The sequence below is a fragment of the Streptomyces sp. NBC_00386 genome (assembly GCF_036063235.1).
Classification (GTDB): Bacteria; Actinomycetota; Actinomycetes; order Streptomycetales; family Streptomycetaceae; genus Streptomyces.
This window is the reverse complement of sequence record NZ_CP107950.1, coordinates 7,879,457-7,895,870: the sequence shown is the minus strand read 5'-3', so window position 1 is coordinate 7,895,870 and position 16,414 is coordinate 7,879,457. Positions and strand designations below refer to the sequence as shown.

The 16,414-nt window shown below is 72.2% G+C and carries 18 protein-coding genes; 8 read left to right on the top strand and 10 right to left on the bottom strand.

All coding sequences use genetic code 11. From position 1 onward, the window contains the following. Positions 1-5: 5 nt before the first annotated feature. The 4 genes from OG780_RS34750 to OG780_RS34735 form a co-directional block, all read right to left on the bottom strand. Positions 6-1,169: an exonuclease SbcCD subunit D gene (locus OG780_RS34750; protein WP_328454874.1), complete on the bottom strand. Its 1,164-nt coding sequence runs from the start codon at positions 1,167-1,169 to the stop codon at positions 6-8. A 109-nt stretch (positions 1,170-1,278) separates the two neighbouring features. Beyond that, complete coding sequence (locus tag OG780_RS34745) at positions 1,279-1,905, bottom strand: YigZ family protein (RefSeq protein WP_328454873.1); 627 nt, start codon at positions 1,903-1,905, stop codon at positions 1,279-1,281. Positions 1,906-2,256: 351 nt separating this feature from the next. Continuing rightward, positions 2,257-2,799, bottom strand: a complete 543-nt coding sequence (locus OG780_RS34740; RefSeq protein WP_328454872.1) for a SixA phosphatase family protein — start codon at positions 2,797-2,799, stop codon at positions 2,257-2,259. Further along, entirely contained in the window at positions 2,796-3,608 is an 813-nt protein-coding gene (locus tag OG780_RS34735; protein WP_328454871.1) for a hypothetical protein, read from the bottom strand. The genes OG780_RS34740 and OG780_RS34735 overlap by 4 nt, the downstream gene beginning before the upstream one ends. A gap of 292 nt (positions 3,609-3,900) precedes the next feature. On the opposite strand from OG780_RS34735, the gene OG780_RS34730 reads away from it, so the two are divergent. The 5 genes from OG780_RS34730 (at position 3,901) to ppk2 (ending at position 9,011) form a co-directional block, all read left to right on the top strand. Then, the gene (locus tag OG780_RS34730) at positions 3,901-5,706 is read left to right on the top strand and encodes a TIGR03767 family metallophosphoesterase (RefSeq protein WP_328454870.1); all 1,806 of its coding nucleotides are present in this window, start codon (positions 3,901-3,903) and stop codon (positions 5,704-5,706) included. Positions 5,707-5,863: 157 nt separating this feature from the next. Next, entirely contained in the window at positions 5,864-6,736 is an 873-nt protein-coding gene (locus OG780_RS34725) for an alpha/beta fold hydrolase (RefSeq protein ID WP_328458606.1), read from the top strand. Between the two features lie 22 nt (positions 6,737-6,758). Continuing rightward, positions 6,759-7,166 (top strand): CoA-binding protein, encoded by a 408-nt coding sequence (locus OG780_RS34720; protein ID WP_328454869.1) that lies wholly within the window; start codon positions 6,759-6,761, stop codon positions 7,164-7,166. Between the two features lie 96 nt (positions 7,167-7,262). Next, positions 7,263-7,703 carry a GNAT family N-acetyltransferase gene (locus tag OG780_RS34715; RefSeq protein ID WP_328454868.1) on the top strand — a complete coding sequence of 147 codons (441 nt, stop codon included), beginning with the start codon at positions 7,263-7,265 and terminating at the stop codon, positions 7,701-7,703. Between the two features lie 372 nt (positions 7,704-8,075). Then, entirely contained in the window at positions 8,076-9,011 is a 936-nt protein-coding gene (gene ppk2, locus OG780_RS34710; protein WP_328454866.1) for a polyphosphate kinase 2, read from the top strand. Between the two features lie 38 nt (positions 9,012-9,049). Here ppk2 and OG780_RS34705 read toward each other — a convergent pair whose 3' ends face one another. Next, entirely contained in the window at positions 9,050-9,409 is a 360-nt protein-coding gene (locus tag OG780_RS34705; RefSeq protein WP_328454864.1) for an ArsR/SmtB family transcription factor, read from the bottom strand. 349 nt (positions 9,410-9,758) lie between these two features. Between OG780_RS34705 and OG780_RS34700 the strand changes: the two genes are divergently transcribed. Beyond that, on the top strand, positions 9,759-10,727 hold the full coding sequence (locus OG780_RS34700) for a cation diffusion facilitator family transporter (RefSeq protein ID WP_328458604.1): 969 nt from the start codon (positions 9,759-9,761) through the stop codon (positions 10,725-10,727). 46 nt (positions 10,728-10,773) lie between these two features. Here OG780_RS34700 and OG780_RS34695 read toward each other — a convergent pair whose 3' ends face one another. Both OG780_RS34695 and OG780_RS34690 read right to left on the bottom strand, forming a co-directional pair. Continuing rightward, positions 10,774-11,334 carry a YbaK/EbsC family protein gene (locus OG780_RS34695; protein WP_328454862.1) on the bottom strand — a complete coding sequence of 187 codons (561 nt, stop codon included), beginning with the start codon at positions 11,332-11,334 and terminating at the stop codon, positions 10,774-10,776. 91 nt (positions 11,335-11,425) lie between these two features. Beyond that, positions 11,426-11,998 carry a helix-turn-helix domain-containing protein gene (locus OG780_RS34690; RefSeq protein ID WP_328454860.1) on the bottom strand — a complete coding sequence of 191 codons (573 nt, stop codon included), beginning with the start codon at positions 11,996-11,998 and terminating at the stop codon, positions 11,426-11,428. Positions 11,999-12,090: 92 nt separating this feature from the next. Between OG780_RS34690 and OG780_RS34685 the strand changes: the two genes are divergently transcribed. Beyond that, positions 12,091-12,948, top strand: coding sequence for a DMT family transporter (locus tag OG780_RS34685; protein ID WP_328454858.1), 858 nt, complete (start codon positions 12,091-12,093; stop codon positions 12,946-12,948). Between the two features lie 84 nt (positions 12,949-13,032). Here the strand turns inward: OG780_RS34685 and OG780_RS34680 are convergent, their stop codons facing one another. Then, positions 13,033-13,851, bottom strand: coding sequence for an acyltransferase (locus OG780_RS34680; protein ID WP_328454856.1), 819 nt, complete (start codon positions 13,849-13,851; stop codon positions 13,033-13,035). Between the two features lie 142 nt (positions 13,852-13,993). Here OG780_RS34680 and OG780_RS34675 point away from each other — a divergent pair, with 142 nt between their 5' ends. Further along, positions 13,994-14,524, top strand: a complete 531-nt coding sequence (locus OG780_RS34675) for a gamma carbonic anhydrase family protein (protein ID WP_328454854.1) — start codon at positions 13,994-13,996, stop codon at positions 14,522-14,524. Positions 14,525-14,530: 6 nt separating this feature from the next. Here the strand turns inward: OG780_RS34675 and OG780_RS34670 are convergent, their stop codons facing one another. Next, positions 14,531-15,181 (bottom strand): DedA family protein, encoded by a 651-nt coding sequence (locus OG780_RS34670; RefSeq protein ID WP_328454852.1) that lies wholly within the window; start codon positions 15,179-15,181, stop codon positions 14,531-14,533. Positions 15,182-15,315: 134 nt separating this feature from the next. After that, complete coding sequence (locus OG780_RS34665) at positions 15,316-16,365, bottom strand: NAD-dependent epimerase/dehydratase family protein (protein ID WP_328454850.1); 1,050 nt, start codon at positions 16,363-16,365, stop codon at positions 15,316-15,318. Positions 16,366-16,414 lie beyond the last annotated feature (49 nt).

The window sequence follows — 16,414 nt, the reverse complement described above, 5'->3', positions numbered from 1 at the left end:
TGTTGTCACCGGGCGCTCTCCCGTACGTTCTCGTCGGCCCGGACGGCGTCGAACGCGTCCTGGAGCACGGCCTGTTCCCGGGCGTCGGGACCCACGCCGCGGACATGGGCCACGAAGTCCTCGGCGATCTGCTCCTCGCTGCGGCCCGCGATCCGACGGGCGTACGAGACGCCCGGGGCCTGCGGGGCGCGTTCCGGGTCGAAGACGAGGCTCAGCGTGTGGGGGAAGCGCCCGGTCAGCCGCGCCATGGGGTCGGCGGGCCGCACCGGGTCGGTGAGGGTCGCCTCGATCCAGGAGCCCGTGTGACGGTCGAGCGCCGGGTCGGCGAGCAGGTCCTCCAGGTGCCCGCGCAGGCGGGCGAGCGGGCGGGGCACCGGACAGTCGATCCGCTCGGCGGCCAGGGAGCCGTCGGGGCCGAGATCCACGAGCCACATGCTCTTGCGGTGGTCGGCCTCGGAGAAGGAGTACGGCAGCGGGGATCCCGAGTAGCGCACGCGCTCGGTGATGACCTGACTGCCGTGCAGGTGCCCGAGGGCGGTGTAGTCGACTCCGTCGAAGACTCCGGCGGGCGCGGAGGCGACGCCGCCGACGGTGATGTCCCGCTCGCTGTCGCACACCTCGCCGCCGGTGACGAAGGCATGGGCGAGGACGACGGAGCGGGTACCCGGCGCACGGCCGGCGAGATCGGCGCGCACCCGGTCCATGGCGGCGGCCAGCACGGTCTCGTGACCCGCCTTCTCCACCCCGAACTCGTCCTTCACCAGGGCGGGTTCGAGATAGGGCAGGCCGTAGAAGGCGACATCGCCGTGGGCGTCGGCCAGCACCACCGGTGTGCCGCAGCCCGCGGGGTCGGTGCGCAGATGAACGCCCGCGCGCCCGATGAGTCCGGCGCCGACGCCGAGCCGGCGCGCCGAGTCGTGGTTCCCGGAGATCATCACGGTGGGCACGCCGAGGTCGGCCAGGCGGTGCAGGGCGTCGTCGAAGAGCTGGACCGCGGCCAGGGGCGGCACGGCACGGTCGTACACGTCTCCCGAGACGACCACCGCGTCGACCTCGCGCTCGCGCGCGGTCGTGACGAGATGGCCGATGAAGCGGGACTGGGCGTCGAGCATGTTCACCCGGTGGAACGCCCGGCCCAGATGCCAGTCGGAAGTGTGCAGGAGCCTCATGATCCCCGAAGAGTAACGGCCGGGTCTGACATCACGGGCGGTTACTCCCGTATCGGCCCACCCTGACCGCCTCCGGAACATGATGGTCGATCCCGGTTCGCCAGGATTGTCACGCGTCCCCGTAGGCCTCCCCGCCCAGCTCGAAGCCGGCCGTCCCCGCGGTCACGTCGGCCAACCAGGCCCGGAAGGAGTCCACATCGGCGTCCGGCAGCCCGATCTCGATGGTGACGGCCTCGCCGTAACGCACATCACGTACCTCGCGGCCGGTCGACCGCAGATCGTTCTGCACCTTGCCGGCCCGCTGGTGGTCGACGGTGACCGTGGCCAGCCGGAAGCGTCGCCGGGTGATCGTGCCGACCGCGTCCAGCGCCTCGCCCACCGAGCCGCCGTACGCCCTGATCAGTCCGCCGGCGCCCAGCTTGACCCCGCCGTAGTAGCGGGTGACGACGGCGACGACGTACCGCATGTCGCGGCGCAGCAGCATCTGGAGCATGGGGACGCCCGCGGTGCCACCCGGTTCGCCGTCGTCGCTCGCCCTCTGCACGGCGCCGTCGGCTCCGATGACGTACGCGAAGCAGTTGTGCGTGGCGTCCGCGTGTTCCTTCCTGACGGCCGCGACGAAGTCCTGGGCCTCCCGCTCGGTGGCGGCCGGGGCGAGGGCGCACAGGAATCGGGAGCGGTTGACCTCGGTCTCGTGCACGCCCGCGTGGGCCACTGTGCGGTACTCGTCCTGCATCACGCCAGCGTATGCGCTGCAAGCGCACACGGCCGACGGGCCGGCCCCCGGCCGACACCCGAGCCCACGATCAGGCACCGCACGCGCGCGTGGCCGACGGGCAGTGGATGGCGGACGGCGGCGGACGGCCCGCGCTCGTCCGCGTCCCGCGGGCACGCACGCGTGGCGGACGGCGGACGGGGAACGGTGGTCGAAGCGAGCTCGTCCGGGCGAGCGGCGCGGTCACGCCGTCTCCCCGCTCGGCCACCGGTGCGCACCCTCGTCCCGCGCAGGCACGCTGTCACGCGCGAGGTACCGCGCCGGGTGACGGCCGGTACGGCCCGTCGGCCCCGGGCGCACGTCGGCCGAGATTCACTCCTTCTTGCCCCTCGGTACGACGACGTCCGTCAACAGCGCGTCGCCTGGACCGAGTTGGCGCCAGTCGCTGCCGTGCCAGACCAGGACCGCGACGGCGGAGGTCGGGAACTTCGTCCGGACATGGTCCAGCGTGTCGTCGAAGCCGTCCCCCGCCAGTTCGAGAACCAGCTCCTCAAGGCCCGGGTTGTGCCCGACCAGCAGCAAGGTCCGTACATGTTCCGGGACTTCGCTCACGGATTGCAGCAACTCCGGTATGTCCGCCCCGTACAACCGATCGTCGAACCGCACGGGCGGCGGAGTACCCCACTGTTCGGCCGCCAACTCCCAGGTCTGCCGGGCGCGTACGGCGGTCGAGCACAGCGCGAGGTCCGGCAGCAGATCGGCTCCCGCCATGGCGCGTCCGGCGGCGGGGGCGTCTCGACGGCCGCGCGTCGCGAGCGGCCGTTCGTGGTCGGGCACTCCGTCGGGCCAGGCGGACTTGGCGTGCCGCAGGACGACCAGTCTTCGCCTCGGGCCGGCGACGGCGCGCGCGTTCACAGCGACGCTCCGATCTCGCGGGTGAGTTCGAGGCCGAGCAGCCGGTCGGCGTAGGCGTACGTCTCGAAGCGGGCTCCCTCCGCGACGTCGGACGTCTCGACCCACCGCAGCACGTCCAGCACGGCGAGGACGTCCAGATCGTCCTCCCAGGCGGCGCGCAACCGCAGGCGTACGTCCTCGGGGACCGGTTTGGAGGGACGGGTGGCCCATCCGGCGACGGCGGAGCGCCAGCGCTTGAGCGTGCTCTCCGCCTCTGCCAGGGCGTCCGCGTCGAGGCGCAGGGGCAGGTCCCGGCGCCGCGCGAGCAGAGCCAGCCGCAGCACGGTGGGATCCCCGGGAAGGGGCGCGGGACCGCTCCCGGTGTCGACGGCCGCCACCTCGACGCGCGGCCCGTCCGTCCCCGCGGCTCCCGGAGCGAGGACGCTCACGGTCCGCGTCGCCGCCGGTCCCTGCTCCGTGTCGCGGTGCTCCTCGAACGGCCGGATTCCCAGTTCGGCGGCGCACGCCCGAAGTCCCGCCTCGCCCCAGGGGCCCGCCGGGTCCGATGGGTCCGCCGGGTCCGATGCGTCGGACGGGTCCGCGGGATGTCCCGCGTCCCGGGTGGCTGCCCCTTCGGGCGCCGAAGTCAGCGTCGCCCAGACGGGGTTGCCGCCGATCTCCAGGGCGCGTACCAGGACATCGGCGACCAGGAGCACCCGTAGACCGGTGAGGTCGAACCCGGGCAGGTGCGCGTGGACGCGGACCAGACCGCGGCGGGCGAGGGCTGCGTCGATGGGTTCGCCCGTGCGGGCGTCGAGGATACGGAGCACGAGGTGAGCCTAGGCGGAGGTACGGCCGGGCGCGGGGAGGTGGGGGGCCGTTCCGGACATGCGCCCCGCGCTTCAGGATGTCCGCGCGCCTTCCGGAGTCTGCGGGCGCACGCGCCCGGCAGGCGAGGCCCGGCAGATGAGCGTCGGCGGATGAGGCCGGCCGCGCACCGGCGCCCACCGGCTTCCGCAAGCCATCACGCGGCGTTCACGGCCGCGCCACACGCTGGGCCACCGAGGCCTGAATGAGTGGTTCCGCTCAGTGAGTCACTCGGAGGCACCGGAGGGCCGCCCCATGACCGGGACCGAACCCACGTCCGTCATCGGCCGTCGTGGTCTTCTGCTCGCCTCGGGCGCCACCGTGGCGGCGGGCCTGACGGGCGCCGCGGGGGCACTGCTGCCCCGCCAACGGCACCACGCGTCCCAACGGCGCCCCGCCAGGGCCGTACGCCCGGAAGCGGCCCGCACCGCGTCCACCACCCTGGAGACGACCGCCCGTCTCGGCGGCCCCTCCCGCCCCGGCGTCTACCGGCGGCTGGTCTCCGGCCCCGGCTGGCCGACCGTCGTACGCGAGGAGCTGGCCGCGGCCCGCACCGGGCGTGAGGACCGGCGGACCCCGCTCGCCTGCTTCGTCCAGTTCACCGATCTGCACCTCGCCGACGTGCAGAACCCGCTGCGCACCGAGTTCCTGCGGGCGCGGTCGGCGACCGCGTGGCGGCCGCAGGAAACACTGACCGTCGTGGGCGCGGTGGCGCTCGTGGAACAGGTCAACGCGCTCCGGGCGGGCCCGCACACCCGGCTGCCGCCCGCGTTCGTGATGACGACCGGTGACAACCTCGACAACAACGCGGCGATCGAGCTGGAGTGGTTCCTGACGCTCATGAGCGGCGGCCGGATCACGCCGAACACGGGTGACCCGACCGCGTACGAAGGCGTCCAGAACTCCGGACTGCCCCTCTTCTGGCACCCCGGCGACGCGACCGTACGCGATCTGGACAAGCGGCGCGGACTGCCGCTGATCCCCGGCCTCCTCGCCGCCGCGACCCGGCCGGTGACCAGCCCGGGGCTGCGGATCCCCTGGTACTCCACGGCCGGCAACCACGACGCCCTGCCCGGCGGCTGCCTCTCCCCCGCGCTCGGCGACATCGCCGTCGGCTCCCGCAAGCTCCTCTCGGTACCGGACGCGGAGGCGGCCGCCTACGCGACCGCGCTGCGGACCGGCGACGACCCCAAGAGCGCGGTCCTCACCGCCATCCTGCGCCGGCACGCGGCAGCGGCACGGCAGGTGACCCCCGACGAGCGCCGCCGGCTGTGCACCCCGCACGACTACCTGACGGCCCATCTCGACCCCGCGTACACGGGTGCGGGACCGGTCGGGCACGGCTACACGCCGGACCATCTGGACGGGGACCGCCTGTACTACTCCTTCCGGATCGCCGAGAACGTCGTCGGCGTCAGCATCGACACGACGTACCGCAGCGGCCACTACGAGGGCTCACTCGGCACCGACCAGTTCCGCTGGCTGGAGCGGACCCTGACCGCGCACAGTTCGCGGTCCTACGACACCGACGGCCGACTTGTCCGCCGTCCCGGCGCCGACGACGCCCACGTCCTGGTGTTCAGCCACCACCACAGTCCGAGCATGACCCGCCGCCCCGACGCCGCCCGCACCGACGAGCCGCGTCACGACGGCGCCGAGGTCATCGCCCTGCTCTCCCGCTTCCCGAACGTGGTGGCCTGGATCAACGGCCACAGCCACGTCAACCGCGTCACCCCGCACGCGCACCCGGCCCCCGACCGCTCCTTCTGGGAGGTCAACACCGCCTCCCACGTGGACTATCCGCACCACGCCCGGCTGCTCGAACTCGCCGACAACGGGGACGGCACGGTGTCCCTGTTCACCACCCTCGTCGAGTCCGCCGCCCCGCACCGCACCTCCGCCGACTTCTCCGACCTGTCGGCGACCGGTCTCGCCTCGCTGTACCGGGAGCTGGCCTACAACGCTCCCGGGCTCGCCGAGGGCATGCGGGCCGGCGTCCAGGAGGGATGGGCGGGCGGCCCGGGCGACCGCAACGCCGAGCTGCTGAAAGTCACCGCGTGACGCGCACCGCGTCTCCGCGGTCGCGGAGCCTGGAGGATCGGCGGCCACCGGGCTCGACACCGCGCCGGAGCGAGCACAGGGCGCGGCCTTGACAATCCGCTTCGGTCGTCGGAAGGCTGACCGACCAGTCGGTATGAAGGAGTGGGTCGTGAACGGCATGAGCATCTCCACAGCCGCCGGTGTGTTCGACGCCCTCGCGGCGGGTCCGCCCGAGGGCCGCCCGGTGCTGCTGCTGCACGGTTTCCCACAGACGGGGCAGGCCTGGCGGCGGCAGATCGCGGCACTGGCCGCGCAGGGCTACCGCGTCGTGGCGCCCGACCAGCGCGGCTACTCCCCCGGTGTCCGCCCGGAGCGGGCCGAGGACTACCGGATCAGTGTCCTGGTCGCGGACGTCGTCGCGATCGCCGAGGAGCTGGGCTGGCCGACGTTCGACCTGGTCGGTCACGACTGGGGCGGCGCGGTGGCATGGTGGACCGCCGCAGGCCATCCCGGCCGCGTACGCACCCTGACGGTCGTCTCCACCCCGCACCCCGGCGCGCTCGCCGAGGCCCTGCGCTCCGACGACGACCAGCGCGCGCGGTCCCAGTACATGAAGGACTGGCGCGAGGCGCCCGCGACCGAGAATCACATGCTGGCCGACGACGCGGCGCTCCTTCGGGCGCTCTACGCGGGAAAGGTCCCGCAGGCCAGTGCCGACGCCTACGTTCGCCACCTGTCCCGGCCGGGCGCCCTCACCGCGGCACTGAACTGGTACCGGTCGGGCCGCCCCGACGGCGAGATCGGCTCCGTCGAGGTGCCCACGCTGTACGTCTGGAGCACGGAGGACACCGCGTTCGGCCCGGGTCCCGCACAGGAGACCGGGCGTTGGGTCGACGGGCCGTACCGGTTCGAGGTACTCCCCGGCCTCAGCCACTGGATCCCGGAAGAGGCACCCGAGACACTGAACCGTCTGCTGCTCGACCATCTGCGAGCGGACGGCGGGCGGAATCATCGCGCTCCGCTCACCGTTGACGAGAAGAGCAGACACTGACCGATACCCCAGGAGGCCGAGCGTGTACGGCGACTCAGAGACGATCCGCAGGATCCTGACCGAGCAGGGCGACACCTGGGCGATCGTCGGGCTCTCGTCGAACCAGCGCCGCGCGGCCCACGGCGTCGCCGACGTACTCCAGCGCTACGGCAAGCGGATCGTGCCCGTGCACCCGAAGGCCGAGACCGTCCACGGGGAGCAGGGGTACGCCTCGCTCGCGGACATCCCCTTCGAGGTCGATGTCGTCGACGTCTTCGTGAACAGTCACCTCGCCGGGCCGGTCGCGGACGAGGCGGTCGCCATCGGCGCCAAGGCCGTCTGGTTCCAGCTCGACGTGATCGACGAGGTCGCGTACGCGCGGACGCGTGCCGCCGGACTCGACATGGTGATGGACCGCTGCCCCGCCATCGAGATTCCGCGGCTGGGCTGACGCGGCGGGGCGGGGCGGCCCCGCTTCCGACGGGCCCGCCGGCGGCTCGGGCCGACGCCGTTGACGGGGGGCGGCCCGCACCGGTTTCCTGCTCCGGTGCCCATCCTTCGCATCGAATCGCCGGACGACGAGGCCCGCCTCGCGGACTGGCAGCACGTCCACAACGTGATCGTCCCGCCCGCCGCGATGTCGCTCGCCGAGGTGCGCGAGCGCGTCCGGCGCTACCGCCTGGAGGTCGCCTACCTCGGCGACGTCCTTGTGGGCTGTACGACCGTGCGTCCACCCACCGGCGACAGCGCGACGGCGACCGTGATCGCGCGTGTGCTGGCCGAGCACCGCGGGCGGGGTCTCGGCGAGGAGCTGTACACACGCGGCCTGGAACAGGCTCGCTCGTCGGGGGCCCGGGTGATCGAGACCGTCGTCCTCGCGGCCAACGAGGACGGACTGCGCTTCGCCCGGCGACACGGTTTCGCCGAGATCGAGCGCTACGTCCTCCCCGGCGAGACCGCGGAATGGGTCGACCTGAGACTGGGCTGAGCGCCCCGGGCCAGTCGGGTTCAGTCCACGGAGACGAGAGCCGGCACGCCGGTCATCGTCATCCGTACGGTTTCACACGGGCAAGTCGTATGACGACTCGTCAAACTGCGCGTGACACGCAATGGTTGAGGGTTGTTGGCCCTCGTGCGTGCGGGCATCTCGACTCCGGCTCGCGTCTCCTTCGTCTCCGGTTCTCCCGCCGTACGCCTCCGATTGCTTCCATCGGGGAATGGACCACATCACGTCAGCGCGCTTCCTCGGCTGCGCGGCCGTGGTGGCGTACGGGATCCATCCGGCCGTTCCGTCATTCCGGTGAAACGGCGTGAACAAGGTGATCGGCGGACAATCGGAACACGGGAAGAGGAGGGCCGGATGACGGAACTGCTGACAGGGATGCGGGTGGACTACACCGACCACGACGACCCCGTACTGATCCGGCCGGACGGCAGCCCGGTCGACACCTGGCGGGAGAACTACCCGTACGAGCAGCGCATGGAGCGCAAGGAGTACGAGTGGCACAAGCGGCTCCAGCAGATCGAGCTGCTGAAGCTGCAGAGCTGGATCAGGGAGACCGGCCGACGGCTCGTCGTCGTCTTCGAGGGGCGCGACGCGGCGGGCAAGGGCGGCACGATCAAGCGGTTCACCGAGCATCTCAACCCGCGCGGCGCGCGCGTGGTGGCGCTGGAGAAGCCGACCGAGCGGGAGCGCGGGCAGTGGTACTTCCAGCGGTACGTGGAACATCTGCCGACCGCGGGCGAGATCGTGATGTTCGACCGGTCCTGGTACAACCGGGCGGGCGTGGAGCGGGTCATGGGCTTCTGCACCGACGACGAGTACCGGCGGTTCATGCGTCAGGCACCGGCCTTCGAGCGGATGCTCGTCGACGACGGCGTGGACCTGATCAAGTTCTGGTTCTCGGTCTCGCAGAGTGAGCAGCGCACCCGCTTCACGATCCGCCAGGTCGACCCGGTACGGCAGTGGAAACTGAGCCCCATGGACCTGGCCTCGCTGGACCTCTGGGACGAATACACGGCGGCCAAGGTCGCGATGTTCCGCGAGACGGACACCGAGCAGGCGCCCTGGTCCGTGGTGAAGAGCAACGACAAGAAGCGGGCCCGCGTCGAGGCCATGCGCAGCGTCCTCGCCCGCTTCGCCTACGCCGACAAGGACGAGGAGGTCGTCGGCAGCCCCGACCCGAGCATCGTGGGCGCGGCGGCGAACCTGCTGGAGGAGGGCGAGGAGAGCGAGGACGACGCCACGCCCGCGATCGGCCACGCGGTCACGGGCGACGGCACGCTCACGCGCTGACGGCCGCGCCCCCACCCGGACACGGCCCGCACGTGGCCTCAGTCGTGCGCCGGGCGGTCGGAGAGCCGGTGGTCGGCCAGACTCAGCGCCTCGTCGACCACCCGGCGCAGATGACCGTCGCCGAGCGAGTAGACCACCCGGCGCCCTTCCTTCCTCGTGTTCACGAGCCCGGCGAGACGGAGCCGGGCCAGGTGCTGGCTGACGGCCGGGCGGGCCGCTCCGCACCTCTCGGTCAGCGTCGTGACATCGGCCTCACCACCGGTCAGGGCGTGCAGCAGCGTGAGTCTGGTGCGGTCGGCGAGGAGGGCGAGGAGTTCGGCCGCGAGCGCGAACTGTTCCTCGCCGGGGGTGCGCGGGTGCGCATCGTGCGCAGGTGATAGGTGCATGCGTGCGCTCATACGCACATAATGTCCTCGTGGACACCAGCGCGTCCACTCCCGCGCACGGAAGGGGACGCACGTGAACGAGCGGCACGGCCACGGCCATCACGGGGACGGCGGCCATGACCATCACCACGGGGACGGTCGCGGCGGCGACAGCAGCGGCAGTCAGGGCAGCGGCCACGGGGGCGAGGGCGCCGGCGGGCGGGCACACCGTCACAGCCACCCGCACACGGACGGGAACGGGCACGCTCGCGGCGACGAGGACGGCCACGGTCCGGGCCACGCCCACGCGCACCCTCCGGTCCGGCCGCACCCGCGCACGCGTCCGGGGGGCCACAGTCACCCGCACGGCCACCGGAGCCGGCTGCGCCACCTCCTCACCCCGCACTCCCACGAAACGGCGGACAAGCTCGACTCCGCGCTGGAAGCGTCGGCCCGGGGCATGCGGGCGCTGTGGGTCTCTCTGGTCGTCCTCGGCACAACGGCCTTGGTGCAGGCGGCCGTTGTCGTGCTGTCGGCGTCGGTCGCGCTGCTCGGCGACACCGTGCACAACGCGGCCGACGCGCTGACCGCCCTGCCGCTCGGAGTCGCCTTCACCCTGGGCCGCCGCGCGGCGACACGGCGCTTCACCTACGGCTACGGGCGGGCGGAGGACCTGGCGGGCATCGTGATCGTGCTGACGATCGCGGCCTCCGGCGCCTTCGCGGCCTGGGCGGCGGTCGGCCGGCTGCTCGATCCGCAGCCCGTGCGGCACCTCCCGGCGGTCGCGCTCGCCGCGCTCATCGGCTTCGTCGGCAACGAGTGGGTCGCCCGGTACCGCATCCGCGTCGGGCGCGAGATCGGCTCGGCCGCTCTGGTCGCGGACGGGCTCCACGCCCGTACCGACGGATTCACCTCACTCGCCGTACTGGTGGGCGCGGGCGGCGCGGCCCTCGGGTGGCAACTCGCCGACCCGCTGGTGGGGTTGGCGATCTCCGCCGCGATCCTGCTGGTGCTGCGCGATGCCGCCAGGGAGGTCTTCCGGCGCGTGATGGACGCCGTGGAGCCGGAGTTGGTGGACCGGGCCGAGGAGGCACTGCGGCGGGTCGAAGGCGTGCGCGACGTGGGGGAACTGCGGCTGCGCTGGATCGGGCACAGGCTGCGCGCCGAGGTGGCGGTCGTGGTGGACGGCGACGCGACCGTTCGTCACGCCCACGCCATCGCCGTGGACGCCGAACACGCTCTGCTGCACGCCCTCCCGAGGCTGACCGCCGCCCTGGTCCACGCCGATCCGGCCCCGGCACCCGGCGAGGCCGACCCGCACCGGACGCTGGCACATCACGCCGCCGCGTGAACGGACAGCGGCTCCCGGCAGGATTCGCCTCACGGGCGGCCGTGCGTCATCCGGCGATGCCCAGGCCCTCCAGGACCACCGCGTTCGGCAGTTCCGCGAACGCCTTGCCCGGCACCAGGAGTTTGCCGCGCCGGCGGCCGCTGCCCACCAGTACGTACGGCAGCTCGACGACGGCCGAGTCGACCAACACCGGCCAGTCACCGGGGAGTCCGACGGGGGTGATGCCGCCGTACTCCATGCCGGTCTCGCCGGTCGCGAGGTCCATCGGGGCGAACGAGGCCTTCCGGGCGCCCAGTTGACGTCGTACGACGCCGTTGACGTCGACGCGGGTGGCGGACAGGACGAGACACGCGGCGAGCGTGGTCTCGCCGCCCCGCTTGCCCGCGACGACCACGCAGTTGGCGGACGTGTCGAGCAGCTCCTTGCCGTAGTGCTCGACGAAGACGGCGGTGTCGGCCCACTCGGGGTCCGTCTCGACGTAGACGATCTGCTCGGCGGGGGTGCCACCGCGCCACCCGCGCACCGCGTCGGCGACGGGGCGGACGAGGTCGTCCAGGCGGTCGGGGGCCGGGAAGGCTCGGTCGAAGCGTCCGATGGGTGCGCGCATGACGGCACGCTAACAGCCCCGCGGACCCGCCCGGCGGGAGCCTGCCGTGCCCGCGCGGACCGGCTCGCCGGGGGCGGAAGCGGGCACGGCCTCAGTGCACGAGCGGGACCGACACGGCCATGACCATCTCGACCGGAACCTCGCCCTTGTTGGCGTACGTGTGCGGGGTGTCGGCCTCGAACGACACGCTCGCCCCCTCGGGGACGCGGTGCTCGACGCCGTCGACGGTGAGGGTCAGGTCGCCCGAGATGACATGCACGAGTTCGACGGTGCCGGAGGGGTGCGGGTCGGAGGGGCTGCCCTCGCCCGGCATGAGCCGCCAGTCCCACATCTCCAGCGGGCCGGGCGCCTCGGTGCCGGCCAGCAGCCGGTTGTAGCTGCCCGCTTCGGTGTGCCACAGCCGTACGGCCTGGTCGGCGGGGACGATCCGGACCCGGGGCCCCTGCTCGTAGTCGAGGAGGGTGGTGATGCTGACGCCGAGCGCGTCACCGATCTTGACGACGGTCCCCAGGCTGGGATTGGTCCTGGCCTGCTCGATCTGGATGAGCATGCCACGGCTGACTCCGGCGCGAGCGGCGAGCGCCTCCAGGGTGAAGCCCCGCTCGGTGCGCCAGCGCTTCACATTGCGCGCCAGGGATTGAGTCAGCAGCTCGAGATCCGACACATTCCGTCCAATATTTTGAATGACAGAGTTCAATCCGGTGAACTATCGTGTGATGCACCTGATCGTTCACCGAACTGTACTGCGAGGCCCCCGTGACAGCACTCTTCGCCCTGGCCACCAGCCTCCTGTGGGGCCTGGCCGACTTCGGCGGAGGTCTGCTGACCCGGCGCACCCCCGCTCTCACGGTGGTCGTCGTGTCCCAGTCGATCGCCGCGGTGGTCCTCGGCGCGATCGTGCTGGCCACCGGCGGCTGGAGCGCGGCGGGACCGCAGCTGTGGTTCGCGGTCGCCGCGGGCCTGGTGGGCCCGGTCGCGCTGCTCTCCTTCTACAAGGCGCTCGCGCTCGGGCCGATGGGCGTGGTCTCGCCGCTCGGCTCGCTGGCGGTGGCCGTCCCCATCGGCGTCGGCCTGTTCCTCGGGGAGCGTCCGGGACTGACGCAGGTCGCGGGCATCGCGGTCGCCGTCGCGGGGGTCGTCCTCGCCGGCGGGCCCCAGCTGCGGGGCGCGCCCGTGCAGCGGCAGGCGATCCTGCTGACCCTGATCGCGGCCGCCGGCTTCGGCACGGTGTTCGCGCTGATCGCGGAAGCCTCGTCGTCGGTCACCGGGCTCTTCCTGGCACTGTTCGTGCAGCGCCTGACGAATGTCGTCACCGGCGGCGCGGCTCTGGCCTTCTCCGTCCGGCGCGGCGCCGCGGCCCTTCCCGAGGGCGGCTTCCCCTGGGCCTCCCTGCCCGCGCTCGCCTTCGTGGGCCTGGCCGACGTCGCGGCCAACGGCACGTACTCGGTCGCCGCCCAGCACGGCCCGGTCACCGTCGCCGCCGTCCTCGCCTCGCTCTACCCGGTGGTCACGGCCCTGGCCGCGCGTGGCGTCCTCAGGGAACGGCTGCGAGGGGTGCAGGCCACCGGAGCGGCGCTGGCGCTGGTCGGCACGGTCCTGCTGGCGACCGGCTGAGCCGGCTCCGGCCGTCGGGACGCACCGCCGGGACGCGTCATCGGGACGCGCCGCCGGGACCGCGGCCCGTCCGCCGCTTCGCGGTCAGGACTCTGCGCGGACGTCCCCCGACTGCGCGTGCACGTCCTCGGCCGCGTCCCGCGGGTCGAGGTCCAGCCCGGCGAGCCGCGCGACGGTCTCCTCGTCCAGTTCCGCGAGCGCCTGGAGCTGCTCGGGAGTCACCCCGTCGGGGATGGGCACCGGCGGCGGCGTACGCAGCGGCGGCTGCCATCCGGCGACCGGGTCCCAGCGCCGGACGACCTTCGCGGGAGCTCCGGCGACGACGGAGTGGTCCGGCACCGAACCGCGTACCACCGCGCCCGCGGCGACCACGACGTTCCGTCCGATCCGCGCCCCGGGAAGGATCACCGCACCGGTCCCGATCCAGCAGCCGGGGCCGATCTCCACGGGCTCCATCCGCGGCCACTGCTTGCCGATCGGCTCGTGCGGATCGTCGTACGAGTGGTTCGTGGACGTGACGTACACATAGGGCCCGAAGTAGCAGTCGCTGCCGATCGTGACCGTCGTGTCGGCGATGACATGGCTGCCGCGGCCGAGCACCACACCGTCCCCGATGCGCAGGATCGGGTCGGGACCGAGGTCCAGATCGGGCATCAGGCCCGCGGTCAGCGTGACCTGCTCGGCGACGATGCAGTACGAGCCGAGGTGGATCCAGGGTTCACCGAAGACCGTGCCCAGGGGGAAGGCAAGCTTGGTGTTCTCCCCTATGGCACCGAAACGGAAGCGGCCCGGCCGCTCGGCCGAGACCGTACCCGCGCGCCGCACCCAGGCCCAGCCCGCGTGGACGGCGCGCTGCGCGAGGCGTCGCCGCCATGATGAGAACGTGTTCTTGCTCCTGGACACCCGCTCACGGTACTCAGCGCGGGGCATGCGGACGCGGCCCGGCGCCTGTGATCTTCACCCCACCGGAGGTACCCGGGGGCGATGACATACGGTGCCGGTGTACTCAGAGGGCCGGACCACGAGACGACGAGACGGTGACACGGTGACGACGCATCAGGCGCTGATCAAGGGGATCGGCGGCAAGGATCCGCAGCTGGACGAGGAGGCGTTCGTCTCCCCCACCTCCGTGGTCATCGGAGACGTCACGCTGGGGGCGGGCGCGAGTGTCTGGTACGGCGCGGTGCTGCGCGCCGACTGCGGCCCGATCGTCATCGGCGCCGGCAGTAATGTGCAGGACAACTGCAGTCTGCATGTGGACCCCGGATTCCCCATCACCGTCGGGGAGCGGGTCTCGGTCGGCCACAACGCCGTCCTGCACGGCGCCACCGTGGAGGACGACTGTCTGATCGGCATGGGGGCCACGGTGCTCAACGGGGCCGTGATCGGGGCCGGCTCGCTCGTGGCCGCGCAGGCACTGGTGCCGCAGGGGATGCGGGTCCCGCCGGGCTCACTCGTCGCGGGTGTCCCCGCCAAGGTCAAGCGCCCACTGACCGACGAGGAACGCGAGGGTCTCTCGCTGAACGGCGTCTTCTACGTGGAACTGGCGAAAGCACACCGCGAGATCCACGAGTAGACCGCTCTACTCGGCGGCGGGGACGGGCTCCGCCTCCGCCGTGGCGTGCTCCGTCGCGGTCTGCTTGGCCTTGCGGCGGACGATCAGCATCGAGGCGAGCCCGACGAGTACCGCGGCGACCAGGCCGAGCCACGAGAAGCGCTTGAGCCAGGACTCGGCGACGACGCCCACGTAGTAGATGACGGCGGTGGTGCCGCCGGCCCAGATGATGCCGCCGAGGACGTTGGCGATCAGGAACTTCCAGTACGGCATCCGCAGCACACCGGCGAGCGGTCCCGCGAAGATCCGCAGCAGGGCGATGAAGCGGCCGAAGAAGACGGCCCACATGCCCCACTTCTGGAAGGAACGCTCGGCCGTGGCGACATGGGCCTCGCCGAAGTGTCTGGGGAACTTCGCGCCGAGCCAGGCGAGCAGCGGGCGTCCGCCCTTGCGGCCGATGGCGTAGCCGATGGAGTCGCCGATGATCGCCCCGAGGCTGGCGCACACGCCGAGGATGACGGGGTTGATGCCGCCGTGCTGCGAGGACAGCAGCGCCGCCGAGACCAGGACGATCTCCCCGGGCAGCGGGATACCCAGGCTCTCCAGGCCTATGACCAGGGCCACGAGCGCGTAGATACTGACCGCAGGCACCGTCTCGAGCCAGTCCTGGACGTGCAACGCCGGTTCCTCCCGTTTCGGTGTACGTGACCCGGGCGACCGCGTTTCGCGTGATCACCGAGGTGCGCTTCCCCGGAGCGCCCGCCGAAGAGACTACCTGCTCCCCCTGAACAGCGGCCCGGACGTGGGACTCGTCACGTCCGCCGCCTCCAGCTCTCGTAGTGGTCGAGCAGGGTCTCCTCGACCGGCCGGTAGGTGATCCCCAGTTCCCGCACGCTGCGGCTGTTGTCCACACGGAACCGGATGCCGAGGTGCTTGCGGATGTAGTCCTGGGTCAGTCCGAACGCCGGGCCGAGGATGCGGACCGGCCAGTGCGGGAGCGCGGTGCGGGGCAGCCGGAGGGCTCGGGGGTACCGGCCGCGGATGACGCGTGCCATGTCGTGGAAGGACGTCATCGTCTCGGCCGCCACGATGTAACGACCCTTGGCGCCGTCGTGCTCCGCCGCCGCGATGTGCGCGTCCGCGACCTCGCGGACGTCCGCCGTGGTGAAGCTGAAATCGGGTGCGCCGTAGAAGAACCAGCCCTTGAACAGTTCGTCCAGCAGGAACAGGCTGCCGGATTCCGACGCGGGGGTGAGCGACGGGCCGAGGACCAGACCGGGGTTGACGGATACCAGGCGCCAGCGGTCCTGGGCCGCCTCCGCCTCCCAGGCCGCGCGTTCCGCGAGCGTCTTCGCGTAGTGGTACGGGTTGTTCTCGACCGTGCTGGTGGTGTTGAAGTACTTCTCCGACAGGACGCCGCCGTCCATGCTCCGGACGTCGACGTAGTCGCCGAAGATCGCGCCGACGGTGGAGGTGAGGACGAGTTTCCCGACCGTCGGTGTCCGTTCCACCCCGGCCAGCACGTTGCGTGTGCCGAGCAGCGCCGGGTCGACCATGTCCCGGCGGCCGTCCTTGATCTTCTCCGGCATCAGGAACGGCGACGCCACGTGGAAGACCACGCCGCAGCCGCTCATCGCCGCGTCGAAGGACCCGTCGGCCAGCAGATCCGCCTCGAACAGCTTGAGCCTGCCGGGAAAGGCTTCCTGCATCTCCCGGAGCGGCGACACCTTCGCCGTGTTCGCGGTCGTCCGTACGGTGGTGTGGACCTGGTAGCCCCGTTCCAGCAGCCGCCGCACCAGATGGCTTCCGACGAACCCGCTGCCACCGGTCACCAGAACGGCGCCCCGCCCGCGTTCACCCACGCTCGCACTCCTCGATCCCGGTACCCGGCTCCGGCTTTCGGGCGGTGCG

What these genes read in the sequence shown, in the direction of transcription:
- OG780_RS34750 (WP_328454874.1), bottom strand. Translation starts at nt 1,169, where the DNA reads ATGAGGCTCCTGCACACTTCCGACTGGCATCTGGGCCGGGCGTTCCAC.
- OG780_RS34745 (WP_328454873.1), bottom strand. Translation starts at nt 1,905, where the DNA reads ATGCAGGACGAGTACCGCACAGTGGCCCACGCGGGCGTGCACGAGACC.
- OG780_RS34730 (WP_328454870.1), top strand. Translation starts at nt 3,901, where the DNA reads ATGACCGGGACCGAACCCACGTCCGTCATCGGCCGTCGTGGTCTTCTG.
- OG780_RS34725 (WP_328458606.1), top strand. Translation starts at nt 5,864, where the DNA reads ATGAGCATCTCCACAGCCGCCGGTGTGTTCGACGCCCTCGCGGCGGGT.
- ppk2 (WP_328454866.1), top strand. Translation starts at nt 8,076, where the DNA reads ATGACGGAACTGCTGACAGGGATGCGGGTGGACTACACCGACCACGAC.
- OG780_RS34705 (WP_328454864.1), bottom strand. Translation starts at nt 9,409, where the DNA reads ATGAGCGCACGCATGCACCTATCACCTGCGCACGATGCGCACCCGCGC.
- OG780_RS34695 (WP_328454862.1), bottom strand. Translation starts at nt 11,334, where the DNA reads ATGCGCGCACCCATCGGACGCTTCGACCGAGCCTTCCCGGCCCCCGAC.